Here is a 19,028-nt window from a genome sequence, read left to right as displayed (position 1 = left end):
TGAAGAAATATAGAGTAACTATGTTTAATCAATTTTCCTTGTTCTAAGCTCGCTAATGAAGCTCTGAGTTGGGAAGAAATTTAATCAAATTGGTATTATATGTCAATTGATTAATACCATTAAGTTATTTCCCTCTCAGCGAGAATTAAAAGGCTTAGAGGTAAGGCATTTTCTATAAGCTACATTTATGTAGCGTTCTTGTTTAAATCAATTACACGGCATCAAGCACCGTGCATTTTTATAAATTTTGCTAATAAAGAGTCTTCGCTTTCAACTTTATCGGGATCAGGTTTCACGCAATCGATAGGGCACACACTAACACAGGTTGGTTTGTCGTAATGACCTATACATTCGGTGCATTTGTCTGGGTCAATTTCATAAATGTGCTCACCTAAGGTAATTGCTTCATTAGGGCATTCTGGATCACACATATCACAATTGATACAGCTGTCTTCAATTAATAATGCCATAAATTTTGGCCTTATTTGTCAGCTTGATTTTGGGTAAAAGGATGTCTAGTAGTGCCACCGTCAGTTAAATAACGCATAATTATGCCGAAAGTTAAGTTTAATTCTGTCTCTAATGCGATAGAAACTTTATGGCCAGAGCCTTTGGCATCAGTAATTTCTTCATCTGTTTTACTATTGAGCATTTTAGTTAAGATGAAGCTAACATTACCGTCGGGAGTCATTAATTCGAGTCTATCTCCCACTAAAAATTTATTTTTAACATCAATTTCAATTAAGCCAGATGATTCATTTCTACCGAGTACTTCACCAACAAACTGTTGTGTATCACTTTTTGAATAACCATAGTCATAATTTTGTGTATCAGAAGGGCGGTGACGTTTCAAAAAGCCTTCGGTATAACCTCGGTGTGCTAGATGTTCTAGATCAGTATTCAAATTAGGGTTAAATGCTTTTTCGGCCATGGCATCATTAATCGCTTGATTATACACTTGGGCGGTACGTGCGCAGTAGTAAAAAGATTTGGTTCTACCTTCAATTTTTAGAGAGTGAACACCCATCTTAACTAATCGTTCTACATGTTCAACAGCACGTAAATCTTTTGAATTCATAATATAAGTGCCATGTTCATCTTCAAAAGCAGGCATATACTCACCCGGGCGCCCTTGCTCTTGCAATAAAATCACATCATCAATTGGCCGATTCTTAATTAGAGAGTCGTCAGGTGTGACAATAGAAGTGTCAGGCGTATAAATTTCAGGCAAGGAGCTTGTTGGATTAACGGCAATAATATCGCCTGTTTCAGTCTCTTTGGCTTCATGAGTATCGTATTTCCAACGACATGAATTAGTGCAAGTGCCTTGGTTTGGATCGCGTTTGTTAATATAACCAGAAAGTAAGCATCGTCCCGAATACGCCATGCATAATGCACCATGAACAAAAACTTCAAGCTCCATTTCTGGACAATGTAGTCGAATATCTTCAATTTCATCAAGGGAAAGCTCTCGTGATAAAATGACCCGCTCAACCCCTTGCTGGTGCCAAAATTTAACGGTTGCCCAATTTACTGCATTGGCTTGTACCGATAAATGAATAGACATGTCAGGATAATTTTCTCGCACCATCATGATTAATCCAGGATCAGACATGATTAAGGCATCTGGCTGCATAGCAATAACTGGCGCAATGTCTTTTAAAAAGGTTTTTAATTTGCCATTGTGCGGAGCAATATTATTGACTAAATAGAATTTTTTTCCTAAAGCATGTGCCTCATCTATCCCTATTTTAATGTTCTCTAACGAAAATTCATTATTGCGAACCCTTAGCGAGTAGCGTGGTTGTCCTGCATAAACGGCGTCAGCACCATACGCAAAGGCGTATCGCATATTTTTTAGGCTGCCAGCAGGCGACAATAATTCAGGTTTTAACATAAAATTTATCTATTTAGTTTTTGGGAGCAAGGAGTAATAAGGGGCGCATTATAAGAAAAAGCGCCAGTATGGGCAATCTAAAACAGAAATAAACACGGCCTTGAACAACAAAGATTCTACTATGGTTTTTAGTAATGCTTAAATTTAGGATAATCAACCGTTAGTGTGAAAAATGTTCAAAAAAATCATATTTTGTACCATATTGAAAAACATTTAAAAAAACCTTGGCGTTAATAGGAAGTGTGCTACTTTTAAAGCTATAGCAATAAAAAAATCAAGGAGAAATATATGCCTGCTGAAAATGCCTTGTATATAATCTTAGAAGAAAAAATAAAACAGGGCGCATTAGTTTTACCAACGCTGCCAAAAGTTGCATTAAAAGTAAGAGAAGCTGTAGATGATCCCAATGTTAATTTAGCTCACTTGGGTAATATTATTGAGCATGACCCCGCGTTATCTTTAGGTATGGTTAAAGTTGCCAATAGTGCGTTATTGGGAAGAACGGTTAAAGTTGAGAGTGTATCTCAAGCGGTGACACGTATTGGTTTAAGCCAAATTAAAAGTATTGTTACTGCGATGGCACTTAAACAAATATTTGTTTCAAAAAATGATATTGTTGCTATGTATATGGATAAGTCATGGAATAAAACCATAGATATAGCGTCTGTTGCTATTAGCTTAATGAGTATGTACCTTGAAAAAAATAAACATACATCATTAAGTTTAGACACCATGACTCTCGCAGCGCTTGTTCATAATGTAGGGACATTGCCTATTTTAACTGAAGCGGAGCAACATCCAGATATTTTTGCAAATCCTAAGTTTTTACAGCAAGCTATTGCTAAATTGTCAGGTAAAGTAGGTGGTAAAGTCACACGAGAATGGGGTTTTTCAGAAGAGTTAATATCGGTTGCTGAAAGTTGGAGTGATTTAACTGTTTTACCTGAAGATATTCATTACTTAGACTTTATTCGTGCTGGTAGTATTTATCACAATGTATTTAAAAGCCAATTAACGCAAGATTCATTATTAGCTGCTTATGTAAAAAAAGGGATTTTATCTGACGTAAACTTTATGGATACTGATAATTTTAAAGCGCGATGCACTGATGTTAAATCAATGTTTGTATAACCCTTGTAAAAATAATTTTCACTGGTATTTCAATCTGTTAACTATCTCTTAAACCGAGTTTAGGTTAGTTACTCTGACATTAATATATCAGTATAGTGCCTCAGAGATCTCGGTTGTATAGGTAAGAAAACACAAACACCAAGATTAAACCCTTTAATTAAAGGTGAATACCTATCCATAAAACGGTAAGCTTTACTGCACAGTAGTTATTTTATTTAATGTTTCTAATTTTATGCGCTTGTTTTTCTTATTTATTCTTTTATTCTCCATTACCTCTAGCTCATTGTTGTATGCTCAATCACGTCCAAAAATAGGATTGGTATTAAGTGGTGGTGGTGCAAAAGGGGCAGCACATATTGGTGTTCTTAAGGTTATTGAACAAAATAAAATTCCTATTGATTATGTGGTTGGTACCAGCATTGGTGCTTATGTAGGTGGTTTATATGCACTAGGTTATAGTGTAGATGATATTGAGCATATTATGCTCAATATACCATGGGATGATAGCTATTCAGATTTGGTCTCAAGAAGTTTGTTATCGTTTGAGCGTAAAGAGTTAAGAGACTTATATAATATCCCTATACGTTTAGGTATTACCGATGGAGAAATAAAATCATCTAGTGGATTATTATTAGGGCAGTCGGCAGCAAATTTGCTAAAACTATCGACTGATGTTGTACCTACATTTGAACATTTTGATTATTTAGCTATTCCTTATCGGGCTATAGCTTCAGATTTAGCTACCGCCAAAATGGTGGTTATTGATAAAGGCAGTGTTACTAAAGCAATGCGTGCTTCTGCTGCGGTACCTGGTGCTGTGAATCCAGTTATTATTGATGGCAAATTACTTGTTGATGGTGGAATCGTTAATAACATGCCTATTGATGTGGCAAAAGCCATAGGAGCTGATATTGTCATTGCCGTAGATATTGGCTCACCATTATTATCAACCAATAATATTAAAAGCACGCTTGATGTTATTGACCAATTATCAAACATTCTAACCAATAACACGACACTTGCTCAAAAAAAATATATTTCTACAAAGGACATATTAATTCGTCCTGATATTGATGATTTAAGTACCACTGACTTTTCTATTATGCATAAGGCTCTTGAATTAGGAAAACAAGCCGCTTTACTTGCTGAACAAGAGTTAAAAAACTTGAGTGTTAGTGATGTTGAATACACACGATTTCAACAACAAAAAAAACAGAAAAGTCTTGCATGGTTTAGGCCGTTCAAGCAACCCATTGTTGGCATTGAATATAACAATAATTCATCGGTAAGTACTTCTGTTATTGAAGAAAAACTTGGAATAAACTTAGGTGATATTGTCAGTAAAGAACAACTACAATTAGCGCTTAATCGTATCTATGCGATTGATGAATTTGAGCAGGTTGATGCTGAGTTCATAGACTTACCTCAAGGACGAAAACTAATATTAACAACTCGTGAAAAATCGTGGGGGCCTAATTATCTTAAACTTGGTTTTAATTTAGAAAGTGACTTTGCTAATGGCTCAGTTGTTGATTTGGATTTTGCCTATATTCAAAATGAAATGACACATTATGGCGGTATGTGGACTAATAAAGTAAAACTGGGTTGGGAATCTATGTTAGCCAGTGAGTTTTATCTGCCATTAGAAGAGCGACAACATTACTTTATTCGATCAAGAGTTCAATATGCTCATGATAAATGGGCGTCAACTAAAGGGAGATCTGAAATTATTAATAAGTTCTTTCTTGCTAAAGCAGGTCTTGGATTTAATTACCACAATGATGGCGCGGTAGAATTAGGTATTATTGGTGAAAAAGGGAAAATAGCTTTTGAAGATGGAATGCAAACGTCACTTGACCATGATTCTCTTGGTGCTTATTTATCGTTTAACTACGACAGTTTAAATAGTATGAATTTTCCAACTCAAGGGAATAAACTATCAATTAATATGATGTGGCGAAAGGATAATTATCAAGAATCAGCAGGTATTGAACCAAAAGATAAATCACTTGAAATTACTTTTGATTGGCGTGGTGCATTTCATATTAATAATCATACTTTTGTTGGAATAGCCTCATTTGCAACGGTTGATAGCGATACTGACTTTACGGTTCATGTTACTGAACTTGGCGGTTTTTTGAATCTTTCAGGTTACCAAAAAGATGCCTTGATTGGCGTACATAAGGGTTTTATGGCATTAGTTTATCAGTATGATTTAGGACGTGAATTGTTTGGTAAAACCAGTTTACCACTTTATCTAGGATTAAGCCTTGAAGGAGGCAATGTGTGGGATGTTAATGAATCAGTTAGTTTAGATGATGTTGTGCATTCAGGCAGTTTGTACTTAGGAACTGATACCGACTTTGGACCCGCTGTTTTTGGTATTGGTTTTGCTCCTGATGGTGAAAGCACAATATTTTTATCTCTAGGTAAAAGCTTTTAATTTTTGCATCTCACCCTATAAAAGTGTGAGATCCATTGTAGGGCGTAATTTATTGCGCTTATCAGAATAAATTCTAACTTACATGAGTTAGAACTCATATGTCTATGGAATTTGAATAATGTTGTTAACTAAAAATGAATATGGTCAAGTATACCAAGCCGAATTATCTAAAGGAATTTCTGTACTAGAAGTTGAACATAAGAGTGCGTCAGCTACTGTTAGTTTGTACGGTGGTCAAGTTCTTACTTGGCAACCAACGGGTGAAAAAGAGGTTTTTTGGTTGTCTACAGTTTCTGACTTTGAACAAGGAAAAGCAATTCGAGGGGGAATTCCTCTATGCTGGCCATGGTTTGGGGCTCACCCTGATGATTTTGATAATAACGAGGGTAACCATGGTTTTGCTCGCACACAGCAATGGCAAGTAGACAGTATTGATATTAGCGAACAAGGTGTTGAAATTGGCTTAGTTTGGCAAGGTAACAATATAAATGAGCTTTGGCCATTTTCTAGCAAATTAAAGCAAGTACTATTTTTTGGACAATCGTTTAAACAGGTATTATGTATGACAAATTTAAGTGATACTGATGCCTATTACACGGGAGCTTTACATACTTACTTCGCTGTTAGTACGCCAAAAGCAGTACAAATACCAGCTTTAGAACAAGCTACTTTTTATGATAAATTAACAGAAAAATTGTGTGAACCTCAGTTATTCAAAAACGGCATAGGCCCTGTAGATCGAATTTATCATACAGATAAAGTCGTGCGTATTATCGACAATCACTGGCAAAGAGTTATTGAACTTAAAGCACGTAATACACAGCAATGGGTTTTTTGGAGTCCAGGTGCCGAACTCGCAAATAATATGGCTGATATCCACTCTAATGGTGAACAAGAGTTTGTATGTTTAGAAGCGGCTAATACTCAAATGCAATTACTGGCAGCGGGCCAGAGTGCAAGCATGGAGCAAGAAATATTGGTATACAGTGAGTAGATAAAATGTTCGCTCTTTTAAAGCGAGTTTATGCGTAAGTTTTTATTTAAAATTGCTTGTGTAAAAGGAATTTTCAAATAAAAGCCACGAGGCAATGTCATAAAGGGTTTGCCATGTTTATCAAACGCTTGCGTTTTGGCTTTAGCATTAGCGGCTTTGGGTCTTAGTTGTAAAACTTGGCCATGTTTACCGTCAATTTTTTCAACTTCACCGAGCACAATCATATCGGTTAATTCTTGCCAGTCCATTGCCAGCAGTTGTTCTTCTTGTTCTGAAGGTGACCAAAGAAATGCACTGCCAATTCGACGCATTGCTAAAGGAATATTTTTTTCACTTGGTGTATCGCAAATAATAGGTACCCATAATACGGTTGACAATTTTTTTTTCAGCCAACAGTTTTGCCAGTTAACACCCACTAACCCTGTTAGGGGAGCAACACAAACAAAGGTGGTTTCTAATGGTTTACCTTGACTATTAATTGGCAGTGTTTTTAATTCAATACCTAAAGTAGGAAAATCAGGCTCAGGCCTAGAACTGGCGCTAGCGCCTAATACATGCTCAAGCAGTAAACCTATCCAACCTTTATTGCGCTTTAGATCTACAGGAATTTCAATGTTTGCATTATTAGCAACTTCGGCTAGCGTTAACCCTGCTAAACTTTGCACTCTATTGAGTAATTCTTGCTTACAACTAGGTATTTTCATTATGCTGTTATGGCCAACGACGATTTAAATAAAGGCTTATTATCGAGTGAATTATAGAAAAAATCAAAGTAATCATTTGCTCAGTTGCCGTTATTGTGGTTGAATCTACATAATGATTTTTAGTTTTCAGGAGTTCCTGTGATCGATGCCGAAGGCTACCGAGCCAACGTCGGCATAGTAATAATTAATGGCAGGGGACAAGTATTTTGGGCAAGACGGTTTGGGCAACATTCATGGCAATACCCTCAAGGAGGGGTTGATGGTGAAGAAACGGCAGAGCAAACCATGTTTCGAGAGTTATATGAAGAAGTCGGTTTAAAACCAGAGCATGTGAAAATTGTTGCTTCAACCAAGCATTGGCTAAAGTACAAATTACCAAAACGTTATATAAGACACGACAGTAAACCTGTTTGTATTGGGCAAAAACAAAAGTGGTTTTTATTAAAATTAACCGCACCTGAATCATCAGTAGATCTACTTAACAGCTCACATCCTGAATTTGATGATTGGCGTTGGGTAAGTTACTGGTATCCAGTACGACAAGTTGTGTCATTTAAGCGTGATGTTTATCGAAAAGTGATGAAAGAGTTTGCTTCACAGGCCTTAGCTTTTTCATATGAAAAACGTCCTGACCGACGACCCACTCGACGCAAACGTCCAGCTTAATTATTACTATGAGTTAGACCCTAAAGCCTACTTAATGTGGGCTTTTTTATCTTTTTTATAACTTCAAAAGGACATTATGTTAACCACGCTACGCCGAATAGTGCTTGAGTTTAGTCAAGAAACGCAAATGCAAGTGGCATTAGAGCGGATGGTTAGTCAAATCAAAAAAGCATTAAAAACAGACTGTTGTTCTGTTTATTTAGCTGACTATTCTCAAGAACATTTTTTATTGATGGCCTCAGACGGTTTAGCGCAACAGTCTTTTGGGCAAACAACCATAGGTTTTTCTGAAGGTTTAATTGGATTAGTTGGCCAACGAGAAGAGCCAATTAATATTGCAAATGCCCGTCACCATCAGCATTTTATGCATGCCCCAGAAGTTGAAGAAGATGATTTTAATGCTTTTTTAGGCACTCCTATTATTCATAAACGTAAAGTCTTGGGAATTATCTCTATTCAGCAAAAACATGCAAGAAGCTTTACTGAAAATGAAGAAGCTTTTTTGGTGACACTTGCTGCTCAATTAGCCAATGCTTTCGTTAATGCGGAAATAAAAAACTTATTTAATCAAGAAGATAAAAATAAGGGAGTAAAACAATTATTAGGTATTGCGGGTGCGCCAGGTATTGCACTAAGTGAAATAGTTGTTTATCAGCCCAAAGTTGAACTTTCAACACTGGCATTACAAAAAGTGAGTTTAGTTCAGCAAGATAAAGAGGTTAAGCGCTTTAAAAAAGCTGTAGCTAAAACCCTCGCTGACTTTGAACAATTAAGTCAAAAACTTAGTGAATTTATTACAGATGATAGTCTCGCTATTTTTGATGTTTATAAACAATTATTAGCACAGGCTGATATTCGCCAAGGCGTTGAGAAAAAAATTGCACAAGGTTGGCAAGCAGAAAGTGCCTTAAAACTTGTGATTGAATATTATGTACTTCAGTTTGAATCAATAGATGATAGTTATTTAAAAGAGCGAGCCAGTGATATTCGTGATTTAGGTAATAGGTTGTTACTTAATCTTCAACAAAAATCACAAAAATTGGAATTACCCAAGTCCTTTATTCTACTTGCCGAAGAGGTGAGTGCATCAATGTTGGCTGAATATCAACATAAAGGGTTAAAGGCAATTGTTTCGTTGTCTGGCTCGGCTAATTCACATGCAGCTATTTTAGCGCACGCATTGGAAGTACCCGCTATTATGGGATTAGCTAAAATCCCCATTGCACAGTTTGATCGCCAACAAGCTATCGTAGACGGTTACAGCGGTGAATTATTTATTAACCCTGACGATGCATTAAAACGTGAATATCAATATTTAGTTGCTCAAGAAAGTGAGTTAATTTGTAAGATCCAGCAAGAAATTCATTTACCAACGATTACTCAAGATGGTAAAAAAATAGAATTACAATTAAATGCTGGCTTATCTACAGGCTTTGAATGCCCAGATAATTTAGATAGTTTAGGCGTTGGTTTATATCGAACAGAAATTCCGTTTATGGATCGCCATTGTTTTCCTTCAGAGCAAGAGCAAACTAAATTATATGACAAAATACTGTCAGAATTTTCACCTCAAACGGTAACTATGCGTACGTTAGATGTAGGGGGAGATAAATCATTACCTTATTTTCCTATCATCGAAGACAACCCTTTTTTAGGTTGGCGTGGTATTCGAATTACCTTGGATCATCCTGAAATATTTTTAGTACAAGCTCGAGCTATGATCCGAGCGAATCAATATTATAATAATTTAGAAATAATGTTACCGATGATATCAAACGTTAACGAAGTTGATGAAGCCATTCGTTTAATCAATCAAGCTTACTTTGAAGTAAGCAATGAGTTAGCCCATGAAGAAACTAAAGGTAAGCTTCCTCGACCTAAAATAGGTATAATGTTGGAAGTGCCATCAGTAATTTTTCAGTTAGAAGAGTTAGCTCAACGCGTCGATTTTTTTTCAGTAGGTAGTAATGACTTAACCCAGTATTTATTAGCGGTTGATCGTAATAATGCACAAGTCGCTAGTTTACATGATGCTTATCACCCTGCGGTGCTTAGAGCGCTAAATACTATTGCAAAACAGTCAACCAAGTACTCTGTACCATTAAGTTTATGTGGTGAATTAGCTGGTGAACCAGCGGGTGCGTTATTATTATTAGCAATGGGTTTTGATAAACTCAGTATGAATGGGCATAATATAGCGCGAATAAAATGGGTTATTCGCCATGTAAACTATGAAAGGGCAAAAATTATTTTGTCTGATACTTTAAAACTTACCACGGCTAAGCAAGTGCACAGTTATTTAAACGAGCAACTTGAACAATTAGATTTGGGTGGTTTTATTCGTGCTGGAATGTAATGTTATTAATATTTATTAGTTGTATATTACTGGGAGCATTTACAGGGTTCTTGGCTGGATTGCTTGGTATTGGTGGCGGTTTGGTTGTTGTACCTGCTTTAGTGTATCTATTACCTCAAATGGGTATCAGTCATGATGTTATCATGCCCATGGCACTGGCAACCTCATTAGCTGCTATTGTAATGACGTCATCAAGTGCTGCTATTGCTCACCATAAGAATAAAAATATCCCTTGGGACATTACTAGACCACTCATGTTTATAGTCGCTTTTGGCGCCTTGGTTGGTGCTTTTATTGCGGATCAATTATCAGCGCAAGCATTAAAAAATTTGTTTGCGGGTGCCGTTATCGTGTTAGCGTCATATTTGCTAGCGTCTATTCGGGCCAATCGTGCTACTCAAATGCCTTCAAAAATTACTCTACAGTTTATTAGTTGGTTTACAGGTGTGATAGCGAGCTTAATGGGGATGGCTGGCGGAGCAATTTTAGTACCTGTATTAACTTATTTTGGTATGCCATTAAGGCACTGTATTGGTATTGCAACGGTATGTGGCGTAATGGTGGCATTGTTTGGATCATTAGGTTATATCCTTTCAGGGCTTGATAATGAGTTATTACCTGCATGGAGCTTAGGGTATGTATATTTACCCGCTTTATTGGGTATTGTATTAACATCCTCATTATTTGCACCCGTTGGTGTTAAATTTGCGGTAAACTTACCCGTACAAACCTTAAAAAAGTGTTTTGCCATTTTTCTTATTTTAGTGGCAATAAAAATGATATTTACATAATTTTCTCTTACGCAGATAGATACTAAATATTAAGATAACTACGTAAAACTTTAGATGGATAAAAAATGACAGAACAGTTTTTACAATTTCCAGTAATTGACCCTATTATTTTCAGCATAGGGCCTGTTGCGCTTCGCTGGTATGGCATGATGTACCTAGTGGGCTTTATCGGAGCAATGTTTATTGCCAATAAAGCAGCGGATAAAAGTCAGGGGGTTTGGACTCGTGAGCAAGTCAGTGATTTATTATTTTATGGGTTTCTGGGGGTAGTTTTAGGGGGGCGTATTGGTTACGTGCTGTTTTATCAGTGGGAATATTTTTTATCCGATCCACTCTACCTTTTCCAAATTTGGGAAGGCGGTATGTCATTTCATGGTGGTTTATTAGGTGTGACTACGGCCGTGTATCTTTTTGCTCGGAAAACCCAAAAATCATTTTTATCGGTAGGCGATTTTGTTGTACCTCTTGTACCTATTGGTTTAGGAATGGGACGTTTAGGTAACTTTATTAACGCGGAGTTATGGGGCAGACAAACAGATGTTCCGTGGGCAATGGTGTTTCCAACTGATTCACTGCAATTACCTCGACACCCTTCGCAATTATATGAGTTCTTTTTAGAAGGGGTTGTGCTATTTATTATTATGTATTTTGTTACTCGTAAACCAAGAAGTCTTGGCTTGGCCTCGGGAGTCTTTCTAATAGGTTATGGCGTATTTAGGTCAATCGTTGAGTTTTATCGAGAGCCTGATGCACATTTAGGGTTATATTTTTCCTTTATGTCGAAAGGGCAAATATTAAGTATCCCAATGATTTTAGCAGGTATGCTAATTATATATCTAGGTTGCTTAACTCAAGCAAAAACTGAGATTTCAAATAAAAAAACGACTAAAGATAAAACGATGAATAAAAAAGGAAAAGCATAATGCGCGCTTATTTAGATTTATGTCAACGCATTGTTGAACAAGGCTCTTGGGTTGAAAATAGCCGTACAGGTAAACGCTGCTTAACCGTGATTAACGCTGATTTAGAGTATAATGTTGCCGCGAATGAATTCCCCATGATCACCACACGCAAGAGTTTTTTTAAATCGGCGATAGCTGAGTTCATTGGCTATATTCGTGGATATGATAATGCAGCAGATTTTCGGAAACTTGGTACAAAAACATGGGATGCCAATGCCAATTTAAATGATGCTTGGCTCAATAATGCTTACCGTAAAGGTGAGGACGATATGGGGCGAGTGTATGGCGTACAAGGTAGAACTTGGGCGAAACCTGATGGTGGTAGCCTTGATCAATTGCAAAAAATAGTGGATAACTTAAGCCAAGGGGTAGATGACCGTGCGGAAATTTTGACCTTTTACAACCCCGGTGAGTTTCACATGGGGTGTTTAAGGCCTTGTATGCATACCCATAATTTTTCAATTTTGGATGGCACACTTTATTTAACTAGTTATCAGCGCTCTTGCGATGTACCACTGGGTTTGAATTTCAATCAAGTGCAGGTGTTTTTCTTTTTAGCTATTATGGCGCAAATCACGGGGCTTAAACCAGGTGTTGCCTATCATAAAATTGTGAATGCGCACATTTACGAAGACCAATTAGCACTGATGAAAGACGTACAACTAAAACGTGAACCGTTACCTTTACCTAAGTTAATTATAAATCCTGACATTAAATCACTTAAAGACCTTGAGACTTGGGTGACCATGGATGATTTTTCGGTTGAAGGCTACCAATGTCATGAGGCTATAAAATACCCGTTTGCTGTATAAATAATTGTTAATGGATCGTGATACGAAAACAACATTTTAATTCGTTTATTTAAATGTAATGATTTTTTTGGGACATGCTAGGATTGTGAAAATCAGCGTGTTTATATACCTAATCAAAGGCCTGAGATGAATATGACTTTTAAATTTAGAGTATTATTACTTTTAATCAGCTTATTACAAGGGTGCTCTTCAACAGGCAGTGATAACAAGATCGACACGAGCATTGATAATATTATTAACGTTAGTATTTTTTATCACCCATCGAGAAAAGCTGATGCTATCGCTTTACAAGATACACTGATCAGTAAAGGTTACTTAGCAAGTGTTAGAAAAAATAAGCCGTTATTAACTAACCATGCCAGTTATATGTATGTGGCTAAAGAAGATCATAAATCGGCAGTAATACTAAATGCTATTGTGCATGAAACGTTAAAACATCATTTAAATACAAATTTTTTTAAAGAACAAGGTCGTTCTGGCACAGCAAAAGTGATTTTAACCAATACCGCTTCTACTAGTACAGAAAATGAAGATCGCCCACATATTTATATACCCCAGTTATGGTCACATCATAAACAATTAGACATATCACCAGAACAATGCGCGACAAATGGAGTTGACATATTGAACACTCTTGGTTTTAGCTCTGTGGTTAAAAATGGTAATTATGTTTATGGTAATTTTAACTATAACCGAGCGACGATCAAATGCGTAAATGTTGCCGATCGTACGTTTGTTTATACTGCAGTAGCAGGAAAAAATGTGACTCAAGTTGAGCAATTACGTAATCAGATTGCATGGAAACTTTAAGCGCACAAAAATAGTGAATTTAGGGTTATTGTCTTTTTTCAATAAATTATTTTCTTAACGTATGATTTTATGGCGAAGTATTATGCGTAATAAAGTCATTTAAACCCCAACTTAACATAAGTTGTTTTTGAATAGTCTATAGTAGATTATGAATGAAACTGTTGATTTTAAGTACAAAAAACTACTCAAAAAAAAAGCATTTTCCAAATTTACTGTTACACTCAATATAAAGAGTTTTTTTATTGAGAATGGATGTAAGTATGTCAAATAAGAAAAATAATGATAAAACCCAACCAGATTCTACTGATTCCTCCCCTGAAATAGGAGAGCTAGATCAACTCCGACAAATAGTATTCGGAGATGCGCAACAGCAGTTGCTTACAAAAATAACCACATTACGTAATGATTTAGAGCAAACTTTAAATGCTCAAGATAAGAAATTTTCACAACATTTAGACAAAATGCAAGAAAGTTTTACGCAACAATTAGATGATTTGGATAAGCGATTACATTTTGTTGATAAAATGCATGATGATGTTGAAGTAACCATTCAAAAAGAACATGCTAGTTTGGTTTCAGAGCATGAAATGTTTGCTGCAGCTACACAACAAGATTTAAAAAATATTGAACAAACGCTTGATAAAGAAAGTGTATCGTTATCGAATACTTTTAATGAACAACTTGAGCAACTCAAAACCCACCTAGAAGAGGTTTCAAAAGAGCTAAGCTCATCTAAAACTGATCGTAAAACGCTTGCTAAACTGTTAGCGACAATGGCAACAAACCTGGAAGATGACCAGTTATAATGCAAAAGCCGACGTCAACTGGGCAAGTTGAATCTAAACAACAACTTGAACAAATAAGAGCGCTAATACTGGGTAAGAATAATCGAATTATTCTTGAGAGTATAAAAAAAGATGCGCGTAATATTGTGGGTAACGTACTTACTGAGGCGTTGCATGATAGACAAAAAAAAGATGGCTCAGTTAATAAAGTTTTGCTACCGCTAATCGAAGATTCAGTTGCGCATTCGGTGATGCATCATAGTGATAAATTAGTTAATTCTCTTTACCCATTAATGGGAAGTTTAGTGAGAAAATCAGTCACATCGTTTTTGGCTGACTTTATGGAAAAAACCAATCAGTTAATTGATAGTAGCTTTACCATTAAGGGGTTAAAGTGGCGGATTGAAGCTTGGCAAGCGGGTGTAAATTTTTCTCAATATGTTGCTTCACAAACTTTTTCTTATCGGGTAGAGCATGTTCTGCTTATTCACCGTGAAACAGGCTTGTTACTTAATTTTGTTGATTTAGGTAAAGCGAGTAAAGGTGACGCTGACTTAATATCTTCTATGCTAACAGCAATTAATGATTTTGTAGGCGATTCTTTTTTAGATAATGACAACGGTTTAAAAGAACAATTACAAACAGTAACGACTGATAATTTTAATTTACTCATAAAGCCTGGGCCTAGTGCCTTGATAGCAGCAGCCGTTATGGGCAATCCACCGCATGCTATCAGTGAACAATTGCAGGTTACTCTAGAAGAAATTCATCGGTTATATAATGATGAGCTAAATCAGTTTGACGGAGATAACCAAAGTTTTGCTAACTCTGAAGCGTTATTATTAGACTGTTTATTATCAGAACAAAAAAAAACAGAGTCTTCGACTGAAAAAAAACCATGGTTTGCGTGGATTTTAGTATCCATCATTACTGTCATTATTTGCCTTAAAACATTTCAATGGTGGGAAAATGAAAGGTTAACAGAGAGGTTAATGATGCTTGATAACCAACCTGGAATTATTGTTAACAAAATTTATGTGCATAATGACAAGCAAGTTGAGCTTGATATATTACGTGATCCAAATGCTATTGGGGTGAGTGAGTGGTTACAAAAACAGGATTTAACCATTGAATCGCTTGCATTGGTTGAACGCCAATATTACTCATTGTCACCTGAAATTTTACTTGTTCGCGCACAACAAATATTAGCTCAATACTCCCAAATACAAAGCAATTGGCAAAATGAAGTATTAAACTTGTCGGGCACTATAGACTTACTGCAACTTGAGAAATTGTTGAACGCACTTGCAACAGTTGGGTTTAGCGAAGGCAATAATCTCAATATTCAGGATATAAAATTGCCGTCATCAAATATAATGGCAACAGACCAAAAAGTTACGCAACAAATTTTTAATGAACTTGTTGCTAGAATATCAATTATACAGCTCGATTTCTCTGTTAAAAGTGACAAAATAACACCAACGATGACGGTTACCTTACAGCAGCTATATCAATATTTACAACAGCTAGAGCAACTGGCAGATGAACTTGAATTAAATATTGGCTTATTAGTGATTGGCTGTAGTGATAATTCGGGCAACAGAGTAAATAATGCGCAATTAAGCTTACAACGCGCTAAAAATTCAAGAAATGTGCTGAGAAAATTAGGCTTTAGTGAACAGAAAATGTTTATAACTGGGCTAGGGCAAATAGATATCGAAAAAGTTAATAATCAGGCAAGAAAAGTGATGTTCAATGTTTTATTTGCGAAAAAAGAATAATGCGAGTGATAAAACTTTTCACGTTAATTATTGAATATTATGATGTCTTTGAGCTATAAATAAGTATATCGTTAAAAAAATTCAAAGGAAAAGCCATACATAAAGTGGCATTTGAAAGAAGATATTCCATAGATTGGAGATGGCTTTTGTATCAACATAAAATTTGTCTGTTAGGTGCATCTAACGTAGGAAAAACAAGTTTAGTTAAACAATTTGTTGAAGGTATTTTTAGTGAAAAATATCTGACAACTATTGGTGTGAAAATTGACAAAAAGGTGATTGAAACCGAGAACAATAAAGTTCAATTGATGCTTTGGGATATTGAAGGAAATGATCGTTATAATGTTTTTCAAGAACGTTATTTACGTGGTGCTTCAGCTTTTATTATTGTGGTAGATCAAACGCGTATATCGTCATTGATGAAAGGTTTAAATATTCACTCCCTCGCCCGAAAAGTGTCTAGTTGTCCTGCAATTTTGGCAATAAATAAATGTGATCTTGAACCCAATTGGCATTGGGAGGATAAAGGATTGGAAGAATATAAAGATCTATTTGATTTACAATTTTGTACCAGCGCGAAAACAGGGGAGAATGTTGAAAATATGTTTTCCTCGTTGGCCTACTTATTGTTAAAGGACTAAATAAAATGACCTCACCGCTCAGCAATGATCCAAGTAAAGTACTCAGTAGTGTACTTAATGCGATGGAACAAGTTGTGCTTGAAGTGGTTGATGAGGAAGCGGGTACAGTTCGTGTTATTGAAGGAGATAGCCAATGGGTTCGAGATTTATTTCCTGACTCAAAAGGTAAAAATGCTTTTACTATAGACGAAAATATCCCTTTTCTGCTGGATTTTCTGATTGATGGCAGGCTTATTTGGCGTGGTAAGGAAAATACGAGAATACGCTCAGGTTTTTGGACTGAAATTGTTCGTAATAAGGCATTGCACTTAGAAGCTATAGCGATCAAACACGACTTACATAATTTATTAATAATTAGCAATCAAGCCGAGGAATTTACCTTTCGTCAAACTACATTGCAATCGGCGAGAGAGCTTTTACAGCATAATGACCGCTTAGTTGAACAGAATGAATATTTGCATGAGCGTTTGCTGGCAATCCTAAAAAAACCAACTCAGCAAAATGATATTCTTACTGCGTTAACTAAAGCAATAGAAAATGCTGGTTTTGCCGTATTGATTACCGACAATGACTTTGTCACTATTATTGCAAATTCTGCAGCAATTAATTTGTTTGAACAAGAGAGTCTTTCAGGAGATTTACCAGATAATATCGCTAGAAAAAATCAATCTAAGCCCATGAATGTTATTTTACATTTACTAAAAAATCAATTACCAGAATATGAACGAATAATTGCTACCAAATCAACTTGGGACGGTGAACTTTGCTGGATGTCTCCACCTGCAACATTAAAGTGGCTTAAAGTGGCTTTATATCCTGTTGTTGATGAATATAACCAAGTTAAAAATTGGATTGTTTTTGCTAATGACATTAGTAATTTGAAATATTTAGTACAACGTAATGAGCAACTTGCGTTGCAAGATATGCTAACGGAGTTACCGAACCGAATTGCCTTTTGGCAAACCCTTGAAAAACAAATTGCAACCAACACCCCCTTTTATTTACTTTATGTTGATATAAATGATTTTAGGCGTCATAACGAATTTTATGGTCATGATGAAGGCGATAAATTACTTATAGAACTGAGTGGCCGAATAAAACGCACTATTAAAGAATCTGACTTTATTGCAAGGGTAGGCGGTGATGAGTTTGCTATAATTTTAACCCATATTGATAACCAAGAATGGTGTGAAGACGTTGTTAAAAGAATTATTCATTGCACAAAAAAAAGCTTTGAAACAAGTAAGTCAGGCAGTTTTAATATCACTATAAGTATTGGCGCTGCAAACTTTCCCCGAGATGCGCAAACTGTAGAAGAGTTAATGAGGTTTGTTGATTTAAGTGCCTACAATGGCAAAAAAATGAAAGCAAATTCATTACAGTTTTACTCTCAGTCGATGAAGGACGCTTCACATCAATTAATAGAAATAGAAAATGAATTAAGGCAAGCCATCAAAAATAATGAATTTGAATTGTACTTGCAACCCATTATTGATTTAGAGCGAAATCTGATAGTAAAAGCTGAGGCGTTAATACGCTGGAATCACCCCAAAAAAGGAATTCTTTATCCTGACGTATTTATCCCTGTTGCTGAAAAAAGTGGTTTAATTATTACCATTGGAAAATGGGTAATTAATACTGCTTGTCACATAGCTGAAAAAATAAATAGTTTAGGCTATCAAGTTAAAATATCAATGAACCTTTCCCCCTCTCAGGTATTTGATGAAAATCTTTTTTCGCATTTACATGCTTGTGTTAAGCATTATAAAGTTGATCCAGGTTTACTCGAATTAGAAATAACAGAAGGTGTGTTAATTGATGATTATGCTATTACTGAAAAATTGCTTAATAAAGTAAGGGCTATTGGTATGAGTGTCGCAATAGATGATTTTGGCACAGGTTATAGTTCATTGTCTTACTTAAAGCAATTACCGTTAGATTTCTTGAAAATTGATCGTTCGTTTGTCAGAGATATAGTCAGTGATGATAATGACAAAGCAATTGTAAGAGCTGTTATCGCAATGGCACATAATTTAAACTTAGGTGTTATTGCAGAAGGTGTCGAAAACCAAGCACAATTAGATTTTCTTTCAGAAAATTTGTGTAATTCAGTACAAGGCTATTTTTTTAGTAAACCCATTCAATTTGATGCATTTGTAGCATTGCTCAAAAATCAAAAGTAAAGCATCACTAATTTTCATATTTAAATATATTAGTACAACAGGCAGACCTTAATCATTAAATCTAAGAGCATC

At 35.8% G+C, this 19,028-nt stretch carries 16 protein-coding genes; 13 read left to right on the top strand and 3 right to left on the bottom strand.

The features are described from left to right. Positions 1 to 221: 221 nt before the first annotated feature. Together ACE1OF_RS06580 and trhP are read right to left on the bottom strand one after the other, a co-directional pair. A complete protein-coding gene (locus ACE1OF_RS06580; protein ID WP_242284747.1) occupies positions 222 to 470 on the bottom strand; it encodes a YfhL family 4Fe-4S dicluster ferredoxin in 249 nt (82 codons plus the stop codon). An 11-nt stretch (positions 471 to 481) separates the two neighbouring features. Beyond that, complete coding sequence (gene trhP, locus ACE1OF_RS06575; RefSeq protein WP_448893454.1) at positions 482 to 1,897, bottom strand: prephenate-dependent tRNA uridine(34) hydroxylase TrhP; 1,416 nt, start codon at positions 1,895 to 1,897, stop codon at positions 482 to 484. 288 nt (positions 1,898 to 2,185) lie between these two features. On the opposite strand from trhP, the gene ACE1OF_RS06570 reads away from it, so the two are divergent. From ACE1OF_RS06570 to ACE1OF_RS06560, 3 genes are all read left to right on the top strand, one after another. Next, positions 2,186 to 3,028, top strand: a complete 843-nt coding sequence (locus tag ACE1OF_RS06570; protein WP_448893453.1) for an HDOD domain-containing protein — start codon at positions 2,186 to 2,188, stop codon at positions 3,026 to 3,028. A 232-nt stretch (positions 3,029 to 3,260) separates the two neighbouring features. Further along, complete coding sequence (locus ACE1OF_RS06565) at positions 3,261 to 5,471, top strand: patatin-like phospholipase family protein (protein ID WP_448893452.1); 2,211 nt, start codon at positions 3,261 to 3,263, stop codon at positions 5,469 to 5,471. A gap of 118 nt (positions 5,472 to 5,589) precedes the next feature. Next, positions 5,590 to 6,465 (top strand): D-hexose-6-phosphate mutarotase, encoded by an 876-nt coding sequence (locus tag ACE1OF_RS06560; RefSeq protein ID WP_448893451.1) that lies wholly within the window; start codon positions 5,590 to 5,592, stop codon positions 6,463 to 6,465. A gap of 17 nt (positions 6,466 to 6,482) precedes the next feature. On the opposite strand, the gene mutH is transcribed toward ACE1OF_RS06560, so the two are convergent. After that, positions 6,483 to 7,169, bottom strand: a complete 687-nt coding sequence (gene mutH / locus ACE1OF_RS06555) for a DNA mismatch repair endonuclease MutH (RefSeq protein ID WP_448893450.1) — start codon at positions 7,167 to 7,169, stop codon at positions 6,483 to 6,485. A gap of 138 nt (positions 7,170 to 7,307) precedes the next feature. Between mutH and rppH the strand changes: the two genes are divergently transcribed. From rppH to ACE1OF_RS06505, 10 genes are all read left to right on the top strand, one after another. Further along, the gene (gene rppH, locus ACE1OF_RS06550) at positions 7,308 to 7,835 is read left to right on the top strand and encodes an RNA pyrophosphohydrolase (RefSeq protein WP_448893449.1); all 528 of its coding nucleotides are present in this window, start codon (positions 7,308 to 7,310) and stop codon (positions 7,833 to 7,835) included. Positions 7,836 to 7,911: 76 nt separating this feature from the next. Beyond that, positions 7,912 to 10,191, top strand: a complete 2,280-nt coding sequence (ptsP, locus tag ACE1OF_RS06545; RefSeq protein ID WP_448893448.1) for a phosphoenolpyruvate--protein phosphotransferase — start codon at positions 7,912 to 7,914, stop codon at positions 10,189 to 10,191. Next, complete coding sequence (locus tag ACE1OF_RS06540; RefSeq protein ID WP_448893447.1) at positions 10,191 to 10,982, top strand: sulfite exporter TauE/SafE family protein; 792 nt, start codon at positions 10,191 to 10,193, stop codon at positions 10,980 to 10,982. Before ptsP ends, ACE1OF_RS06540 begins: the two co-directional genes overlap by 1 nt. A 65-nt stretch (positions 10,983 to 11,047) precedes the next feature. Then, positions 11,048 to 11,905: a prolipoprotein diacylglyceryl transferase gene (lgt, locus tag ACE1OF_RS06535; protein ID WP_448893446.1), complete on the top strand. Its 858-nt coding sequence runs from the start codon at positions 11,048 to 11,050 to the stop codon at positions 11,903 to 11,905. After that, on the top strand, positions 11,905 to 12,756 hold the full coding sequence (locus ACE1OF_RS06530) for a thymidylate synthase (protein ID WP_448893445.1): 852 nt from the start codon (positions 11,905 to 11,907) through the stop codon (positions 12,754 to 12,756). The genes lgt and ACE1OF_RS06530 overlap by 1 nt, the downstream gene beginning before the upstream one ends. A gap of 132 nt (positions 12,757 to 12,888) precedes the next feature. Then, positions 12,889 to 13,566 (top strand): hypothetical protein, encoded by a 678-nt coding sequence (locus ACE1OF_RS06525; RefSeq protein WP_448893444.1) that lies wholly within the window; start codon positions 12,889 to 12,891, stop codon positions 13,564 to 13,566. 260 nt (positions 13,567 to 13,826) lie between these two features. Next, positions 13,827 to 14,372, top strand: coding sequence for a hypothetical protein (locus tag ACE1OF_RS06520; RefSeq protein ID WP_448893443.1), 546 nt, complete (start codon positions 13,827 to 13,829; stop codon positions 14,370 to 14,372). After that, the gene (locus tag ACE1OF_RS06515; protein WP_448893442.1) at positions 14,372 to 16,132 is read left to right on the top strand and encodes an OmpA family protein; all 1,761 of its coding nucleotides are present in this window, start codon (positions 14,372 to 14,374) and stop codon (positions 16,130 to 16,132) included. Before ACE1OF_RS06520 ends, ACE1OF_RS06515 begins: the two co-directional genes overlap by 1 nt. Before the next feature lie 146 nt (positions 16,133 to 16,278). Beyond that, positions 16,279 to 16,773: a Rab family GTPase gene (locus tag ACE1OF_RS06510; RefSeq protein ID WP_448893441.1), complete on the top strand. Its 495-nt coding sequence runs from the start codon at positions 16,279 to 16,281 to the stop codon at positions 16,771 to 16,773. Between the two features lie 5 nt (positions 16,774 to 16,778). Further along, entirely contained in the window at positions 16,779 to 18,956 is a 2,178-nt protein-coding gene (locus ACE1OF_RS06505; protein ID WP_448893440.1) for a putative bifunctional diguanylate cyclase/phosphodiesterase, read from the top strand. Positions 18,957 to 19,028: the final 72 nt, after the last annotated feature.

This window comes from Colwellia sp. E150_009, assembly GCF_053543955.1.
This window is presented reverse-complemented; position numbering and strand designations above follow the sequence as displayed.

Coding starts and splice junctions, on each gene's coding strand:
- ACE1OF_RS06580 (WP_242284747.1), bottom strand. CDS start 470: ATGGCATTATTAATTGAAGACAGCTGTATCAATTGTGATATGTGTGAT.
- trhP (WP_448893454.1), bottom strand. CDS start 1,897: ATGTTAAAACCTGAATTATTGTCGCCTGCTGGCAGCCTAAAAAATATG.
- ACE1OF_RS06570 (WP_448893453.1), top strand. CDS start 2,186: ATGCCTGCTGAAAATGCCTTGTATATAATCTTAGAAGAAAAAATAAAA.
- ACE1OF_RS06565 (WP_448893452.1), top strand. CDS start 3,261: ATGCGCTTGTTTTTCTTATTTATTCTTTTATTCTCCATTACCTCTAGC.
- ACE1OF_RS06560 (WP_448893451.1), top strand. CDS start 5,590: ATGTTGTTAACTAAAAATGAATATGGTCAAGTATACCAAGCCGAATTA.
- mutH (WP_448893450.1), bottom strand. CDS start 7,169: ATGAAAATACCTAGTTGTAAGCAAGAATTACTCAATAGAGTGCAAAGT.
- ptsP (WP_448893448.1), top strand. CDS start 7,912: ATGTTAACCACGCTACGCCGAATAGTGCTTGAGTTTAGTCAAGAAACG.
- ACE1OF_RS06540 (WP_448893447.1), top strand. CDS start 10,191: ATGTTATTAATATTTATTAGTTGTATATTACTGGGAGCATTTACAGGG.
- lgt (WP_448893446.1), top strand. CDS start 11,048: ATGACAGAACAGTTTTTACAATTTCCAGTAATTGACCCTATTATTTTC.
- ACE1OF_RS06530 (WP_448893445.1), top strand. CDS start 11,905: ATGCGCGCTTATTTAGATTTATGTCAACGCATTGTTGAACAAGGCTCT.
- ACE1OF_RS06525 (WP_448893444.1), top strand. CDS start 12,889: ATGACTTTTAAATTTAGAGTATTATTACTTTTAATCAGCTTATTACAA.
- ACE1OF_RS06520 (WP_448893443.1), top strand. CDS start 13,827: ATGTCAAATAAGAAAAATAATGATAAAACCCAACCAGATTCTACTGAT.
- ACE1OF_RS06515 (WP_448893442.1), top strand. CDS start 14,372: ATGCAAAAGCCGACGTCAACTGGGCAAGTTGAATCTAAACAACAACTT.
- ACE1OF_RS06505 (WP_448893440.1), top strand. CDS start 16,779: ATGACCTCACCGCTCAGCAATGATCCAAGTAAAGTACTCAGTAGTGTA.